Origin of the sequence: Streptomyces sp. NPDC048696, assembly GCF_043198895.1 — a bacterium.
Lineage (GTDB): Bacteria > Actinomycetota > Actinomycetes > Streptomycetales > Streptomycetaceae > Streptomyces.
Genome location: NZ_JBICVJ010000021.1, coordinates 68,899 through 86,480 on the forward strand (window position 1 = coordinate 68,899; position 17,582 = coordinate 86,480).

Genomic DNA, 17,582 nt, shown 5'->3' on the forward strand with positions numbered 1-17,582 from the left:
TCGCCGCAATCCAGGCCGCGCTGCAAGGCGACCCGTCGCTGCTGGAACCCACGGGAAAGCGGGGCGGGGCCGGGTCGACCAGACCCACGTCACCTCCGCGCTGCTTCCGGCCGTCGACAGCTACCGGCGCATCGACCCGGGCGAGCACTCCGACCACTACGGCATCGCGTTCACCCTCCAGCTCACCCGCGTGGACACGGCCCTGACCCACGCCTACGCCTGACACAATAAAACCGGTCAGGGGCGCAGCACACCGGAAGGGCGGCCCTGTTCGCAAGGCCGCCCTTCCACGGGAATGTCGCGCCGGGGTCCCGTTCCCACGGTCCGGCGCAACCGGTGATCAGATGAGGTTGAGGGAGTTGTAGCCCCAGCCGATCTTGACGCGGTTGTCGAACGGGTCACGGCTGTCGCCGTTGCCGGAGTAGCGCCACAGCGTGCCGTCGTTGCCGCGGGCCACCAGGTCGGTGCGGCCGTCGCCGTCGAGGTCGCCCACCGAGAGGATGCGGTTGTAGGTGTTCCAGCCGCCGCCGATCTTCACGCGGCGGTTGAACGGGTCCTGGCGGTCGCCGTTGCCGGTGTAGAGCCACAGCACGCCAGCCTTGTCGCGGGCGACGATGTCGGTACGGCCGTCGCCGTTCAGGTCGCCTTGGCCTGCGATCTCGGTGTACTGGCCCCAGCCGCCGCCGACCTTGGTGCGGGCGGTGACGCGACCGTCGGCGTAGCCAAGGTACATCCACATGACACCGGACTTGTCGACCGCGAGCAGGTCCGACTCCCGGGCCCCGGCGAGATTGCCGGGGGAGAACACCTTGTTGTAGATCTGCCAGCCCCCGCCGATCGTCTTCGCGGACCCCTGCTTGGTGCTGGCGTAGAAGAGCGTGCCGTCCTTCAGGATGCTCCAGGCACCGTCCTTCTCCCCGTCTTTGTCCTGGTCGACCTGGATGACGTGCTTGAAGGAGCTGAGGTCGGAGGCCGTGAGCCGTGCCGCCTTGAAGCCACCCCGGCCGTCCGGGTCGTACCAGTCCAGCCACCCGTCCCGCTCGATGGCCGCCATCGGGAAGGTGGCCGTCTGCTCCCAGTCACCGGCCGCCGCGCGCGGAGCGGCCAGCTTGCCCTTCACGCCCGGGGCATGGTGCTGCTCGGCAGCCTTGGCGGCCTGGGCCGCTGCATCGGCAGGGTTCCCGGCCGCGAACGCACTACCGGCGGTCGCGGCCAGCGCGGCCGCAACGGCGGTGGAGGCGAGCGCGCCCTTGAAGGCGCGGCCACGCTTGATGAAACTCATAGGATCCCCGTGATAGTTAGCACACACGGCGCGATTGGTCTGGACCGCGCCGGCAGGTTTCCCGCACCTTACACACAGGCGATCCATAGCTGCACATTCGGGGTCCCCGCATGGATCCGGCTTGTGTAGTCGCACATGTGAAGTGTGAAGAGTGATGGTGTGCGAGGTGGTCCGACCCGCGCGGGCGGGGTCTTTTTCATGGTGTTCGCCATGGGCCCGGCGCCGGACCACCGGAACGGCTGCGGACGATCTCGCGGGCTCGGTCAGGTCGAGGAACAATGTGCAGGGGGCGAGAACGGGGTGCTGCTCGTGCCGCAGAAGGACGATCGACACGGAATCACGGTTCGGCAACTCGGCCCGCCTTGCCCGTCCGTACCCGGAGATAGGTCCAGCGGTCCCGAGCGGCGGCGCCCGTCTGTCCCGGCGTGGGGCCTCGGCCGCACCTCGCGCTCCTGACGGCTCGGCGAGCGGTCCCTCATCGCCGGTTCGGGCTGTCAGCGCAAGCACGTGTTCGTCATGCGGCCGCTTCCGCTGCTGTGACCGACGGTTCAGGCGTGACGGCGCCCCTATCGAGACACCGGCCTGGCCTTGCTCGGACGGCTCGTGATCCGGACTGCAAAGAGCCCCACATGGCCACCATGACCATCCAGGCGCCCGAAATGGCGGTGTTCATCGCAGACGAAGCCCCGCTTGTACCTCCGCAGAGGAGGGGCAAGCGGGGCGGATGGTTTTGGTTAGGCGATCTGCTTGATGGTGGTGGTCCAGCCTCCTCCGCTGACGTCGGTGCCGGGTGCGAAGCCGGTGCTGTTGCTGCCGTTTCCGGCGAAGAAGTGCAGGTGGTCGTCGGAGGTGACGGTGGTCCACAGGTCGGGGTGGCCGTCTTGGTTGCCGTCGCCGATGGCCGCGACGGACGGGTAGCCGGTGGTGGTTACGCCGCCGCCGATGGTCTGGGCGTTGCTGCCGATGCCGAGGGTGACGCCGGGGTTGAGGGGGTCGTTGAGGTATTGGTAGATGTCGCCGGTGGACTTGCGGCGGGTCCACAGGTCGCCCAGGCCGTCGCCGTTGACGTCACCGGGGGCGAGGAGCTGCATGTCGTTCCAGCCGGCAGTGCCGATCTTGATGGGTGTGGCGAGTTGGCCGTCGGCGGTGCCGGGGAAGAGGTAGAGGGCGTCGTCCTCGATGGCGAGGAGGTCCGGGTGGGAGTCCATGGTGAGGTCTCCGGCGGTGATCACCTGGGTGGTCTTGGACCAGTCGGGCGAGGGCGAGCCTGCGGGCCGGTTGAGCGCGTAGCGGGCGGTGAAGCCGGAGAAGCCGGTGCCGCGGTAGAGCCACAGGTGGGAGGCGTCGCCGGGCAGGTGGGCGACGAGGTCTTCGTATCCGTCGCCGGTCCAGTCTCCGCGGTGGCTGATGTCGGCCCCGGCCCAGCCGCCGCCAAGGTGCGGGCCGCTGGCCTGGCCGCCGTTTCCGGTTCCGGGGTAGATGCGCAGCTGGCCGTCCTTGTCGATGGCGGTCAGGTCGGGGATGCCGTCGCCGTTGAGGTCGCCCTCGGCGTCGGCGCCGGTGCGCTTGTGCAGGTAGCCGAGGGTGACCGGTGCGTTGAACTGGGCGAGGCCGCTTGCGGGTGTCTTACCGGAGTATTCGGTGATCGCGTCGCGGTTGGTGGTGGCGTAGAGGTCGGGGTTGCCGTCCGGGTCGCCGCCCGCGCTGTTCACGTCTCCGGGCGAGGCGACCAGAGGATAGGTCGCCTTGTCGAGGTAGGGGGCAAGGAGTGCGGCTTGGGCCGGGAGCGGGTTCGTGGTGTTGCCGGACCAGACCTGGTCCGCGATGGTGGCGCAGTCCGCGAGGATGACCTGCGTGCCGGGCGTCGCATTGGACGACGGGTCGGCCAGACAGCGCCCGGAGGCCGGGTTGACGAGCGAGCCGCCCGGGCCGGGCTTCCACTGCTGGGCCCCGCCCCCGTTGCAGGAGTAGAGCTCGATGGGAGTCCAGTTGGCGGTGGCTCCGCCGGTCGCGTCCAGGCACTTGCCGTAGTTGCGTACGGTGTTGTCGGCGCCGAGGACCCATTGCTGCGGTGCGCTGTTGTTGCAGTTCCAGACCTGGATCTTGGTGCCGTTGGTGGTGGAGCCGTGGTCGACGTCCAGGCAGAGGTTCCCGCCACCTGATGCGGCCACCCCGGACACAAGTGCGTGGCTGGCCGGTGCGGTGAGCATGGTGGTCGGGACGCCGTTGGCATCGAACTGCAGGGGGTAGGAGTAGAGGACGCCGCTCGCATCATCGCGGGCCCACACGGTCGGCGTGCCGCCGACCGTCCCGGGGGCGATGAGCGTGGCGTGCGACCAGTCTCCGGTGCCCAGAAGCATGCCCTTGCCCAGGTGAAGCCCGCCGGTGGAACTGCCGGGGTAGTACCAGAGCTTCTTGTTCTCGACCGTGATCAGATCAGCGAGGCCGCGGGTGTTGTCGAAACCGCCCGGGGCGAGGAGCTGGGTGACGGACGACCAGGTGGTGTCGTACCCGTCGCAGGCGGATGCCGTGTTGCAGGCGGGCTTGGCGGTGATGGGGATGGGGCCGCTGGTGTTGGTGAAGTGGCCGGGAGTGCCGTTGCTGGAGGCGTCGTTGCTGTAGGCATAGAGGTTGTGGGTGGTCTTGTTGTACGCGAACAGGTCGTCCACGCCGGACTGGCTGAGGCTGCCGCGGTGCGTGACGAGGTAGTTGTCCCAGCCGGTGCCGTCAGGGCTCTGGGAAGCGGCGGATGCGGTCACCGGGGTCGCGGCCGGGTCGGTGTTGCCGGGGACGAGGAGCAGGCTGCCGCTCTTGTCCGGGGTGAGCAGGTCGGGGATGCCGTCGCCGGTGACGTCGCCTGCGGTGACCTTGGTCGCCGGGTTCCAGGGAGCGTAGAAGCGGTAGCTGGAAGGGCGGGCGTTGCCGGCGCCGTCCACGGCCTGCACGTACAGCGTGTGGGTGCCCCATTGCTGCGCGGTGAGGTTGACGGGAATGTCCACCTTGGCCGTGCCGCTGCCATCGGGCGTGGCCGCGATTGATTTCGCGCCCGTGGGCGGGATGGGGGTGTCGAGAGAGTACTCGAAGCGCCGGATGCCACTCTTGACGCACGGCGCGAGTTCGCAGCCGGTCGGCGTGGGGTCGGTGCTGGTGACCGGGATGGTGATGCCGGTGTCGCCGGCGTGCGCGGTGGGTGTGCGGTCGCTGCCGAGCGGCGGGTAGGCGACCGAATCACCGAAGGCCGCGGGCGTGGGCGGGGTGAGGTCCACGTTGAAATGACACAATGTCACCAGGGGGCTGTCGAGGGTGCCGTCGGTGGCGTGGACCTCCCACCCGTAGGCGTGCCCGTCCTGCACCGCGGTGCCGATGTTGGTGTGCACGGTCGTGCCGGAGGCCACATACGGGCTGCTGGGCGTGGACACCGTACTGCCGTCGCCCTTCCCGTTGTCCTTCCGGTTGTCCCAGACACTGAACACGGCCTTGAGGTTGACCCCGCTCATATACGTGGCGACGCGGGCGTTCAGGTCGATGTTGCTGTTGCCCCCGGTGAGCCTGGTCGCGCCGATCCAGCCGGGTGTGCCGTTGTTGCAGGCGGCCCCGCCAGGGTTCATCGAGTCCGGTGTGGTGCTCGGGCTGTCGACCGCCGGGTGGAGGTCGAAGACCGTGGTGATGTACGGATTGGCGCTGAACCGCATGTAGCCGTAGTTCGTCGACGAGGTGCTGTCGTCGCCGTACAAACCGAACGTCCAGGTGTCGTTCCCTGCAGCGGCAACGGACCTGATGCGGCTGGTGACGTCGAAGTTGACATACCGCGTTCCGCAGTCGGACCAGGCGCTCTTGACATCCTGGGTGCCGATCGTGGCCAACACCTTGGGCTTGTTGTCCCATGATGTGCTGTCGCTGATCGCACCGGTCTCCTTCAGCGTGACCGGCCAGGTGTTGTCGCAGCCCGCGTCCGCGCCGTAGGTCTCCGCCAGCGTCAGGGTGGACTTGGAGATCACCATGCTCTTGTAGAGGTTGCGGGTGTTGATCTCGTAGTACGCCTCCTGCATGCCGTAGCAGCGGGAGGAGTAGTGCTGGTAGCCGACGCCCTGGCCGTTGTCCTGTGCCTTGTCGTACGCGGGGTTGGGGTTGCCGGGGCTGGGGCAGCCCTCCTGGGCCACGGTGAAGTGACCGGTCCGGCCAGGGAGCGGGCTGCTGAACGTGGGGTCGATGTAGACCGGATAGGTGGTCGCGGACCCGGTGAGCAGGCCCGCGTCGGGAGTGAGGGTGAGGGCACCGGCCTCTGCGGTCATACCGACTTGCTGGACCTTGGCGCCGGTGCCGGGACCGGTGGCCGAGGATGTCCCGGTGGGATCGTCGGCGGTCGCACCACTGCGGCGGGTCAGGGGCTTCGGCGAGGCCGCGGTCGACTGCCGGCCGGTGGAGGAGTCCCACATCAAGGGCGCGGCGCTGGCGTAGATCAGGCTTCCGTCGGACGCTTTGGCGGCGAGGCGACCTGTGGCATCCGCGCTGAGCGCCAGTCCGTCGGTGCTGGTGGCCAGGCGCAGCTTCTTGAGCTCCGGATTGGCCGCCGCGGTCGCATCGTGGACGATCAGGACTTCACTGAACTCGCCTTGGTCGCTGACCGACGCCTGCAGGTCCACCCCGGGCAGGACCTGCGCGTACAGCGCGGTGTTGCCCTTCACGGTCGGGGCGGGCAGCTCGTGGGGGAAGGAAATGGCGAGCCGGTGCCCGGTGCCGTCGGCCAATGCCGCCAACGGCCCGGTGCCTCCGCTGGACAGTGCCACCTCGCCCGGTGTGGCCGCAGGGCTGTAGGTCCCGTCGCTGCTTCTCGCGAGCGTGGCATCGAGTGACTTCCAGATTCCGCTTTTCTCCACCCGAACCGGTTTCAGATTCGTTGTGGTCGCCACTGTGCCGTCCGGATTGGCCAGAGTCTGGCTCAATTGGGTTGTCTGATTCTCAACGGGAATGGACTTCCCGTCGGCCTTCGCCTTGTTGAGTGCTTCCAGGAGCGGATTGCCCGAGGTGGGCTGAGTCGGATATTCCGGTGGCGTGATGTCGGCCATTGCTTGGCCGGAAAGCGAGATGGCCAGGCCGAGTGACGCCGACAGGAGAGTCAATTTTCGCCCAAGTCTCCTGAGCATTGGTGTCGGACGATGGTGTCTGCGCATGTGGTGGTACCCCCCATGGATTTTCGCGAAGAAGTCCTTGCTCGGGCGATAGATCGCCGTGTGCGATCCGTGAACCGGGTTATGGCCGATTCACTCCCCCTGTGGCGTGAAGTCTCCGATTCCCCGTGCGTTTCGTGTGGTGACGGAGTAAAGAGAAGGAAAAGTTCCGGGAGTCGTCCCGGTTGCACTGCCGAGGCAGGCTATTGCGAATCGTACGCGTGTAGCAATACGGTTCGGTGATTCTCGCGGGGCTGGGCAACAGCTCTGCTAATAACGGGGGCCTTTACGGTCACGCACTTGGGGTGGGGACTTTGAGAGTGCGTTCTTCAGCACGCCCTTTTTCCGGGTTGTGGACGCGCGGCGCGGCACGTCGCGCCACCATGGCGACAGCCGTACTGGCCGCGCTGTCACTGGTCGTACCGCTGGCGGCTGCCGAAGGAGTGGGTGGCTATCACTACGACGGCGAGGTGTGGGCGGTCGGCAAGCTGCCTACCCAGCCCGTCGTGGACGGGTATCCGGTCACCGCGGCCAAGGGAGCTCCTCGCGCGGGCGTTCCCAAGGGGGCCCATGCCTTGCGTGCCCATGCCCCGCAGGCCCCGAAGTGGCCTGCGGGCAGCACTGATTCGGTGGACCTGGCCCCGGCGGGCGTAACGAAGGAGTCGACGCCGAGCGCAGGCGCAAGCCCGTCGCGTGGCTCCGGCATCAGTGCTTCGGTGCCGCCCAAGCGGGCGGGGACCTCCCCAGTGTGGGTGGGGCCGATTGCAGCCCACAATGCACCCAAGGAGCTGAAGAACGGCGCACCGTCCCAGCCCACGGCACCGCCGTCATCGGTCACGGTCAAGACAGCCGACAGGCGCCAGGCGCAGGCCGCGAACGTCGACGGCCTGCTGGTCGGCCTGGCTCGCTCGGACGGCAAGAACGACGTCGGCCAGGTCCAGGTCACACTCGACTACAGCGCGATCGCCCAGGCGTACGGCGGTGGTTGGGGCTCACGGCTGCATCTGGTCACGATGCCGGGCTGTGCCCTGACCACCCCGCAGGTGTCGGCCTGCCAGGTCCAGACGCCGCTGGCCGCCACCAATGACGCCTCGGCGCAGAAGCTGACCGCTTCGGTGACTCTCCCGGCTGGCGACCTGCTGAGCACGCTCAAGCCGAAGGCCGCCTCGGGAGCTGCGGCGAGTCCCGCGATGGCGCCGATGTCGCTGGCGGTCGCAGCGGTGGCCGGCACCGGCGGTTCCCAGGGTGACTACACGGCGACCTCGCTGTCGGCCTCGGGGTCCTGGGTGCAGTCCGCGTCGGGAGCGTTCACTTACAGCTATCCGATCGCCGCCCCGCCGGCTTTGGGTGGCGGCGCGCCAGCGGTGGCGCTCTCGTACAACTCCCAGTCCATCGACGGCGAGACCTCCGCGCGCAACTCGCAGTCCTCGTGGATCGGCGACGGCTGGTCGTACAGCCCCGGCTTCCTGGAGCGTTCGTACAAGCCGTGCCGGTACGACGGGATCAAGGACTCCGGCGACGAGTGCTGGGCTGGCTACAACGCCACCCTCTCGCTCGGCTCCCACACCGGCCAGCTGGTACGGGACAAGGACGGCGTATACCACCTGTCCTCGGACGACGGCACGAAGATCGAGCGCCTGACCGGCGCGGGCAACGGGCTGTGGGACGGCGAGTACTTCAAGGTCACCACGACCGACGGCACCGCCTACTACCTGGGTCTCAACCACACCCCCGGCACCACCTCGGACGACGCGACCAACAGCGCCTGGGGCATGCCGGTCTACCACCCCAAGTCGGGCGACCCCTGCTACGACTCGGGCAAGGGAAACGACTCCCAGTGCGCCAAGCCGGTCGGCTACCGCTTCAACCTGGACTTCGTCGTCGACCCACACGGCAACGCCCAGCGCTACGAGTACGCGACCGAGTCCAACTACTACAACATGGGCTACGGCCAAGTCGTTGCGAATGGTGACGGCGGCACGCTCACCCAATACACCCGCGGCGGCTACCTCACTCGCATCTCCTACGGCTACAAGCTGGCCGACGCGATCGCCGGCAAGGACCCCGCGGCACGCATCAACTTCACCACCGCCCAGCGCTGCACCACCTCCGACAGCGTTTGCACGTACGACAACCTCAAGAAGGACACGGCCACCAACTGGCCGGACGTGCCCTACGACACCAACTGCCCCTCGACGTACAAGACGAAGGGCGAGGGCGACGACGTCTGCAAGTTCGCATCGCCGACCTTCTGGTCGACCTACCGGCTGAAGAAGATCACCACCCAGGTCAAGACCGACAGCGGCTTCCAGGATGTCGACTCCTATACCCTCACCCATCTTTTCTCCGATGCGGGCGGGGTGATCGACCCGGTCACGGGTAAGACCACCGACCCGAAGAACGCCGGCAAGCTGCAGTCGGTCATGTGGCTCTCTTCCGTCCAGCACACCGGCCTCGACAGCAGCGCGGGCGGCGGCGACCCGGTCGCCCTGGACCCCGTTGCCTTCAGCGGTATCGAGACGGACAACCGGGTCGACGGCCTGGTTCCTGGGGCTCCGCCGCTGTACCACCCGCGGATCTCCAGCATTCGCACCGAGAGCGGCGAGTCCATCGCCGTCACCTACCGGGACCCGGAGTGCTCGCGGGTCAACCACACCATGCCGTCCTCTGCGGACAGCAACACCATGGCCTGCCACCCGGCGCACTGGTATCCGCCGGGCGCGGCCACTCCGATCGACGACTGGTTCCACAAGACGCTCGTCGTTCAGGTCACCGACAGCGATCTGACCAAGGCCAACTCCCCGCCGAAGGTCACCAACTACACCTACGGCGGCGGCGCGGCCTGGCACCGCGACGACTCCGACCTCACCGACGACCAGTACCGCGACTGGAGCGATTTCCGCGGCTACCGCACCGTCACCACCACCACCGGCACGGCACCGGACCCGATCACCAAGACCGTCTCCACCTACTTCCAGGGTATGGACGGCGACTACAAGGCCGACGGCAGCAAGCGCAGCGTCACCATCAAGAATTCCGTCGATGGCGACCAGTCGGTGATCGACAGTGACTGGCTGGCCGGTATGGTCCTGGAGACGGATGGCTACAGCAACGCTGGCGGCAGCCCTGTCTCCAAGACGGTAGATGGTCCTTTCACCGTTGCTGCGACGGCCAGTAGCTCCCGTACCGCATGGACGTCCAAGGACCCGGCACCGGATACCTTGTCGACATTGCCGGACCTCGCCGCACACCGCACCTCCTCGGCTACCAGCCGCAGCCTCAGCGTGCTTGCCGACGGTAGCTGGCGGACTGCGAAGACGGTCACCAGTTACGACGACTTCGGGCGTGTTCATCAGCTTGACAAGCAGGGCGATGTCTCCGACCCCAAGTTGGAGTCATGCAACATCACCAACTACGCCGATGCCCCGGCAAGCAACTCCATGATGCTCGCCTATCCGAGCGAAACCCTGGCCGTTTCCGGGGCATGCGACACCAAACCGGACGGCAAGACGACCCTCAGCCATGAGAGGACCTTCTACGACGGTGACGGAACGGTCTCCTCACCCGGCGCGTTTGGGAAGCTCGGCCAGACCTGGGAATCCGACGGCAAGTCACATTCGCTCGGATACGCGACCGCAACCCAGGCACTGACGAAGTACGACGTTTCCGGCGACCTCGTGTACCAGACCCTCGCAGCCGTCACTTACGACGACTACGGGCGCGTGACCAAAACGCTCGACACCGCGTCACAGGCCACCACCACCGCCTACTCCCCGAGCACCGGGATCCTGCCGACCAAGGTCACCACGACCAACCCGCAGCCCTTCGGCTGGACCACCGCCGTCACTGTCGACCCGGGGCGCGGCCTGACGACCCAGTCTGTCGACGCCAACAATCGCGTCACGGACATGACCTACGACGCCCTCGGCCGCCGCACCCAGGTATGGATGCCGGGGCGGAACAAGGCGACGCAGACCCCGGACCGCAAGTTCGGTTACGCCGTCCACGGCAGCGGCGACAGTCCCGACCCGTCCACCGTCACCACGCAGACCTTGCGTGAGGACGGGACGTACAGCACAGCGATCTCGATCTACGATGGACTGCTGCGCACCCGCCAGCAGCAGACGACCACCGCCGACAACTCCGCGGGCCGGCTGATCTCCTCCACCGGCTACGACAGCCACGGCTGGTCCGTCTCCAGCATCGCCGCCTACTCCGAGCCCACGACTTCGCCTTCCACGACGCTGTGGGTGGAGAAGGAGAACACCGTCCCGTCCCAGACCCGCACGGTCTACGACGGGCAGGGCCGGACCGTCGCCAACCAGCAGTGGTCCAGGGCCGTCAAGCTCTGGGAGTCCACCACCGCCTACCCGGGCGCCGACCGGACCGAGACCACCCCGCCGGGCGGCGGTCAGCCGACCGTCACCTACACCAACGGGCTGGGCCAGAAGACCGCCACCCGCCTCAAGGACACCACCCCCGATCGCAAGCTGGCGGCCGGAACCGTCATCGCCTCGGGCAGCCAGATCGCCTCCAACAGCGTGCGCCTGTCCATGCAACCGGACGGAAACCTGGTCCTGACCGGCATATCCGGCGGCCAGAGCCTGTGGTCGTCCAACACCGCTGGAAACCCGGGCGCGAATGCCACCGTCCGCACCGACGGCAGCCTGGTGGTCACCGGTACCACGGGCACCGTCCTGTGGAACTCCGGCAGCGGCACCACTGGCGTGACCGGCGCGTACGCGATGGTCGGCGACGACGCCAGCGTGCAGATGTACAACGCCGCAGGAAAGAGCGTCTGGAACTCGGGCACTCAGGGCAAGGCCGTGGCAGCGGATGTGACGACGAGCTACACCTACACGGCGGCAGGCAAGACAGAGTCGATCAGCGACACCCTGGGCAACACCTGGTCCTACGTCTACGACCTGCTGGGACGGAAGACCGCTCAGACCGACCCCGACTCGGGCACCAGCACCTACAGCTACGACGAACTCGGCCGACTGATCCAGAGCACCGACGGTCGAGGACAGACCCTTTCCTCCACCTACGACGGCCTTGGCCGCAAGACCGGCCTCTACGACGGAACCAGCACCACAGACCCGACCAAGCAGCTCGCCGCCTGGACCTACGACGCCCTTGCCAAGGGCTACCCGACCTCCTCGACCCGCTATGTCGGCGGCGCGAACGGCAGCGCCTACGTCAAGAAGGTCAACGACTACAACACCGCCTACCAGCCCACTGGCACCACCACCGTCATCCCGGCTGCCGAGGACAAGCTCGCCGGCACCTACACCACCAGCGCGGCCTACACCCCGACCGTCGGGATGCTGCAGTCCACGACCTATGGCGCCGACGCAGGACTGCCCGGGGAGACCGTCGGCTACGGCTACAACCTCCAGGGCGGCCTCGTTGAGACCGGCTCCGACCTGGCCCCGTACCTCGACAAGACCCTCTACACACCGCTCGGCCAGGTGATCCAGTCCACCTACGGCCTGTACGGCAAGCAACTGCGCACCGCGCAGACCTACGACCAGGCCACCGGCCGCCTGGCCACCAACACGGTGAGCCTGCAGACCAACAGCACCAACCCGATCGACGCCACCACCTACAGCTACGACCAGGCCGGAAACCTCACCTCTACTGCTGACGTCCAGTCCGCAGGCGGCACGATCACCGGCACCGACACCCAGTGCTTCACCTACGACGGGCTGAACCGGCTCGCCGAGGCCTGGACCGATACCAAGGGCTCCACCAGCCTGGCTGTCGGCCAGCTCGCACAGTGCAACACCAGCTCCCCGTCTGCCGCGACCCTCGGCGGCCCGGCCCCGTACTGGCAGTCCTTCACCTACAACCTGCTCGGCGACCGCACCCAGCAGGTCAAACACGACACCACCGGCAACGCCCTCAAGAACACCGTCCAGACCAGCGCCTACCCCAGCGGCGGCACCGCCCAGGCCGCGCGGCCCAACACCGCTACCAGCATCACCACCACCGGGCCGAGCGGAACCACCACCCTCACACCGCACTACGACATCGCGGGCAACACCACCAGCCGCGACACCCAGACCGGCACCGCAGCGGCCACCACCCAGACCCTCACCTACAACACCGAGGGCCGCACCGACACCGTCACCAGCCCCAAGACGGGCGGCGGAACCCAGACCTCCAACTACCTCTACGACGCCGACGGTGGCCTGCTCCTCCAAAAGGGCGCGGACACCAACGTCCTCTACCTCTTCGGCGGCGCCGAGCAACTCACCCTCACCAAGGCGACCAACAAGGTCGCGGGCCTGCGCTACTACACGAACCCCGACGGCACCCGCCTCACCCGCTCCTCCGCCGGAACCCTGACCTACCAGCCCACCAACCCCCAGAAGACCGCCCAACTCCAGGTCGACGCCTCCACCCTCACCGTCACCCGCCGCGCCTACGACCCCTACGGCGCACCCCGCGGCACCACCCCCGCCAACTGGATCGACAACCACGGCTACCTCGGCAAACCGGTCGATGCCGCCAGCGGTCTCGACCTCCTGGGCGCCCGCAACTACGACCCCGCCCTCGGCCGGTTCCTCAGCGTCGACCCGGTACTCGAAGTCGGCGACCCCAACCAGATGGGCGGCTACACCTACGCCGGCAACGACCCCGTCAACGGCAGCGACCCAACCGGCCTGATGCGGGATGGAGGCGGCGACTGCGGCGCCATCCACACCTGCAATACCGACCCGCCTCCGGCCACTTCGGGAACCTCCTCCTCGACTCCAACTCCTACGCCCAGCCCGGGCCCGCCGCCCCCGGGGACCCCGCCGGAAAATCCAGGGCAGGGAGACCACCCCCGAAGCGGTGTCCTTCTTGACCTGCTCGGCGGCATAGGCCAGGGCGTGTCGAAGACCTATAGGAAGCTCGAGGACATTTCCTGCTACTTCGGCAGCGATGATCACAACTGCCACCGTGACAGGCCCTTTGAGGGCCCCATGATCGAAAGGGCAGCACCCTCCGAAATCGCCAAGCAGATGTTCGGAACCGACAATCCGGCCCTGAATCACAATTCGCTGCCCTTCAAGGTCGGTGAAGTACTGGGCGAAGCAGCCGCGTTGCCGGTCCCTAGTCCCGCAGGGGCAGCAGAGGAGGCGGTGGCGTCAGTCGCCCTGAGGGCTGGAATCAAGAGCGGCGAAAAGGTGGCATCAAGAGCCATCCTTGCGCCTCGGGTGATTGTGCATGCGCTCAGCTCTGAGAAGCCCGGTATGGCTACGGTCTACCTGGACCAAACGGAGAAGCATGCGACGATCATGGTGGAGTCCGGGGCGGAGTCACTTCACACCGAGCAGGTGATTGTGGGCAATACGACTACGGGGGCAGTCAGAGTCGAGCCGCACAGCAACATTACGATCGCAGTCAGGGTTCCACTTCCTAAAGCAAACCTGGCCTTGGCATATCAGGAGGTTACGATGGGGGTCGATCTGCACGCCTACGACCTCGCCACCAACAGTTGTGTCACCTACTGTGCGAACGTGCTGCGAGCTGGTGGCGTAACGGATATCCCTTCCACTACGATCGGCGCCACCGGATGGCTGATTCGGCAGCACGGGTAGTGACTCAGTGCAATTGATGGGTGAACCGATGTGTGTACCGGAAGGGTGGGAGTGGATTATGGAGAAACCTGGGTGGGATCCGCCGGCGGAATTGACAGCACCCACTTCAAACTGGATGCATAACCTGGCGATCTCTATGCTCTCAAGCGGGTTCATGGGGAATGACCTGACTGAGATGCTGGGAGACGTGCTCTCGCGGTATGCGAGATTCAATCTTTGGATCGAGCGTGAGGGAAAGCGTTCTCTCGATGCGGAAGAACTCCTAGCGCGTGCTGCCGCATTGGAGAGCATCACGGCAAAGCTCTATCAGGCATGGAACACCTATCGTGCTCGGTATGAGGAGACGGGGCGCAAAGTAGGCGGCGCCCAAGATGAGCGCCGTGAACTAGCCGACACCTTGCGAGCGACTGTGGCGGACTTGGAAGCGCTTCAGTTCACCGAATAGGTGACCGATTGACGGAGTGGCGAGGCGGACGCATGCAAGCGGTAGGTATCGCGTTCGTCTGCTTCTCGGAGCGCACGGTGGCCGTGGTCGCTACAAATGCGGCGTCAGCCTGGAGTGGCCTTGATCCCTCTTGGCGGAATCTGAGATGGGTTCCACCCCGGAAGGCGTCCATCATGGAGAGCATGGAGAAGTGGAAGGGAATCGCGCTCCGGCGGATCCAAGAGGTGTGAACTGGCAGATGCGTTCGTAAACGGGCTTCGGCAGACCTACAAGAGCTGGAGAACGATGTGACCGGCTTGGGAGTGATCGAGTAACGGCGAATGAGTTCGTGGTCCCCACTCGGGTATTCGACGTGAGCAACCGCGTCGTGAGCTTGTGGCAGAGCTGATGACGTCGTATGTGAGGGTGCGCTGGGACCATGAGTTCTCGGAGGAACCGGTGGAGGTCTTCAGCGAGTTCGGTGACGACCACTACGAGGTCCGCAAGGTTGAGGTCTACCGTGATGGACGGCTCGATTGGGCCGATGCCAGCCGAGACACGGGCACGATTGGCCTGGGCGAGGTTCCGTTCCCGGATCTGGAGGAGATCAACTCCCAGGAGGAGTTCCACGCGGAGAACATCACCGCCGCAGAGTTCGAGGCGGCTTGGGCGCGTGCTCGCCGCACAAGGTGACTAGAGCTCAGGGATGGATCGGCTGCAGAAGCGAGAGGGCGTGTTAACAATCTGATCGTTCAGTGCGAAATTTCTGGCGACAGCGCGTCTGCTGACAGCAGGTAAATTCTTCGAGCAGACCTTGTTGCCTCCTTGTTTCCTCATCCCCGTGCAAGGCTTCGGGGATGAGGAAACAACGGCCTCGGATACTTCGGCAACTCCATCTCCAGCATCTGGAACGGCGAAAACGAACCCTTCAACGAGTGGACCGGCTGGGAAGGCCCGCCTGGCCTCCTGGGCGGCCTGGAACTGCCGCACAACTCCTGGGAGTCGGACGGCCATCAGCTGGCCGACCTCTTCGGCGTCGACAAACAGTCCACGGGCTACGTCGTCGGCGAGGTGACCGGAACCGTCGCCCAGGTAGCCGCAGACGGCTACGGCATCTACAAGCTCGCCAAGGACTACAAGGCCGAAAAGGCAGCAGTTGCTGCCCAGGCGAGGTCGGCGAAGCCGGGGGCACCGTCAGCAGGATGCTCCGCGACGACCCGGACGCGGGCACACCCCCGGCCCAAGCCCGCCGACACCGGCAAGCCTCGCACGGGCACCCACGACAGCCCGGAACCTGCACCCGAGGCCCCGGTCGAGGCGGGCAGCGGAGCCGGCAAGGTGCACTTCGATCCACAGCTCCCACGTGGAATCCGCATGGTCGCTCGTCCGCCGGTCCATAGTGGAGACCCTGCAGCTGCTCGGTACGGATCCCGGCAATGTACAGCCCGTCCTCACGCAGCTGGATGAAGCCGTATTCGCCGTGACGGCGTATGAAGATGCCGCCCCGCCCTTGCTTTCAAGCGCTGCCACGGCAGAACCGTCCCGACCCTCCCCGGGCCGACCAGCTGCGGTTCGTGCTCCTCGCAGTAACCGCGCCGCCAGGCAGCTCAAGCACTGGTACCAAGACCAATGCCAAATGTGCGACACCGTTCTGACGCTGCCTGCGCCGCGCGCCCGCTACAGCGAAGCCGCGCACATCCAGGCCAGAGAAGACCACGGCCCCGACATCGTCGAGAATCTGCTGTGCCTCTGCCCGAACTGCCACGTCCTGTTCGACGCCGGGGCACGCGTCCTGACGGACGACTGCACCATCATCGACACCGTCACTGGTAAGCCTCACGGGAAAATCCGTCTCCATCAGTGGCACTTCATAGACGCCCGCTACATTCGCCACCACCGGCAGCGCTGGCTGGGACCCGCATGAAATTCGACCTGCATCTCATAACAGCAGGGCCGCCGCCGCAGACAAGCGTCACCGCCCCCCTTGCCTAGGCAACGCACTGCACCCCCTCTCACCGCCACGGCCCCTCCGGACTCCACCGCCTAATCTGATGACGAGTCAGTAGAGTCAGCAAAGGATCAGCATCGGTCTGATCAGACCTGGTCACACGTGCTCACACCTGCGATGACAGAAGGACCTCCGAGAAGATCACAACGAGGCGCGGCCTCACATGCCGGCCGCCCGAGCCGATCCGGACAGGCACCGACCGCACCCCAAGACAAGACGCTCAACGAGCAAAACCCCTGTTCAGCGCCCCCCCCGGGCCTTCAACGCCACCGCCGGCAACGCAGGCGCCGACAGCCGCTCCCCGTCGTACCCCTTCACCTCACCGAACCGCGCCCCCGACATCCACTCCTCCCACGCCTCCTCGATGTCCGCCTGCATCCGCCCGATGAAGTTCGACCACAGCTCTCTCGGGCGTCGGCCCCATCCCGCCTGCAGATCCAAGATCCGGACCAGCTACGGTCCAGCGCCCCGCCAACCACACCAAACTCATCTGTTCCCGCTGGTCAACGACGATGCAGCCCGCGTACCACCAGCAGACGAAGAACGTTTTGGTCAGCTATTCCCCCAAGAAGCTGGGCCTCTTCTAGAGCAGGAAGTCGGATGCCTGGACGGGGTGTTGCCACCCTCCAGGCAACACTCATTCCATCACCCATGAACGGACGGCAGTATTGAGCGATCGTCATCGTGTTTCACGCGTCACTTCCGGACCAGTCACGGACCGAGGGCCGGCCCTCTCCCGCTGCGGCTGATCAGCGGCAGCAGTCCGTAAGGCGTCGTGATTCCCGCACCCAACCGTGGTGGAGGGTGTCCATGTCCGGCAGGGCGGGATCGGTGACGAACAGGGCCGAGGTTGCCTGCCGATTGTCGTCGTCGATCTCCGCTAGCCGCCGACGGTACATCTGCTCGGCGCGGGCGTCCAGGAGGGGACCGGCGTCGCCGGCGCGGGCGCGCCTGGCTGCGGCGTCAGGGTCGGCGGTGTCGGCGGCGGCGAGGTCGAGGACGTGGAACTCCCGGCCCGGAGCGGCGAGCAGGCGGGCGAGGTGGTGCATGCCCTTGCTGTCGCGTGCGGTCACGCTCCGGCCGTTCGAAGACGACCCTCCAGTAGTCGCCC

General features: G+C 66.5%; 8 protein-coding genes. 4 read left to right on the forward strand and 4 right to left on the reverse strand.

What is annotated here, in order from left to right:
* Positions 1-340: 340 nt before the first annotated feature.
* Together ACGFRG_RS32215 and ACGFRG_RS32220 are read right to left on the reverse strand one after the other, a co-directional pair.
* Positions 341-1,282 (reverse strand): FG-GAP repeat domain-containing protein, encoded by a 942-nt coding sequence (locus tag ACGFRG_RS32215; protein ID WP_393269660.1) that lies wholly within the window; start codon positions 1,280-1,282, stop codon positions 341-343.
* A gap of 734 nt (positions 1,283-2,016) precedes the next feature.
* Positions 2,017-6,069, reverse strand: a complete 4,053-nt coding sequence (locus ACGFRG_RS32220; RefSeq protein ID WP_393269663.1) for an FG-GAP-like repeat-containing protein — start codon at positions 6,067-6,069, stop codon at positions 2,017-2,019.
* 764 nt (positions 6,070-6,833) lie between these two features.
* On the opposite strand from ACGFRG_RS32220, the gene ACGFRG_RS32225 reads away from it, so the two are divergent.
* The 4 genes from ACGFRG_RS32225 (at position 6,834) to ACGFRG_RS32240 (ending at position 16,387) form a co-directional block, all read left to right on the forward strand.
* The gene (locus ACGFRG_RS32225) at positions 6,834-14,039 is read left to right on the forward strand and encodes an RHS repeat-associated core domain-containing protein (protein ID WP_393269666.1); all 7,206 of its coding nucleotides are present in this window, start codon (positions 6,834-6,836) and stop codon (positions 14,037-14,039) included.
* Positions 14,040-14,193: 154 nt separating this feature from the next.
* Positions 14,194-14,484 (forward strand): hypothetical protein, encoded by a 291-nt coding sequence (locus ACGFRG_RS32230; protein WP_393269669.1) that lies wholly within the window; start codon positions 14,194-14,196, stop codon positions 14,482-14,484.
* Positions 14,485-14,859: 375 nt separating this feature from the next.
* Positions 14,860-15,156: a DUF6881 domain-containing protein gene (locus ACGFRG_RS32235; RefSeq protein WP_361432979.1), complete on the forward strand. Its 297-nt coding sequence runs from the start codon at positions 14,860-14,862 to the stop codon at positions 15,154-15,156.
* Between the two features lie 943 nt (positions 15,157-16,099).
* Entirely contained in the window at positions 16,100-16,387 is a 288-nt protein-coding gene (locus ACGFRG_RS32240; protein WP_393269671.1) for an HNH endonuclease, read from the forward strand.
* A gap of 324 nt (positions 16,388-16,711) precedes the next feature.
* On the opposite strand, the gene ACGFRG_RS32245 is transcribed toward ACGFRG_RS32240, so the two are convergent.
* Positions 16,712-16,912 carry a pirin gene (locus tag ACGFRG_RS32245; RefSeq protein WP_393269674.1) on the reverse strand — a complete coding sequence of 67 codons (201 nt, stop codon included), beginning with the start codon at positions 16,910-16,912 and terminating at the stop codon, positions 16,712-16,714.
* Positions 16,913-17,220: 308 nt separating this feature from the next.
* Positions 17,221-17,544: a hypothetical protein gene (locus tag ACGFRG_RS32250; RefSeq protein ID WP_393269677.1), complete on the reverse strand. Its 324-nt coding sequence runs from the start codon at positions 17,542-17,544 to the stop codon at positions 17,221-17,223.
* Positions 17,545-17,582 lie beyond the last annotated feature (38 nt).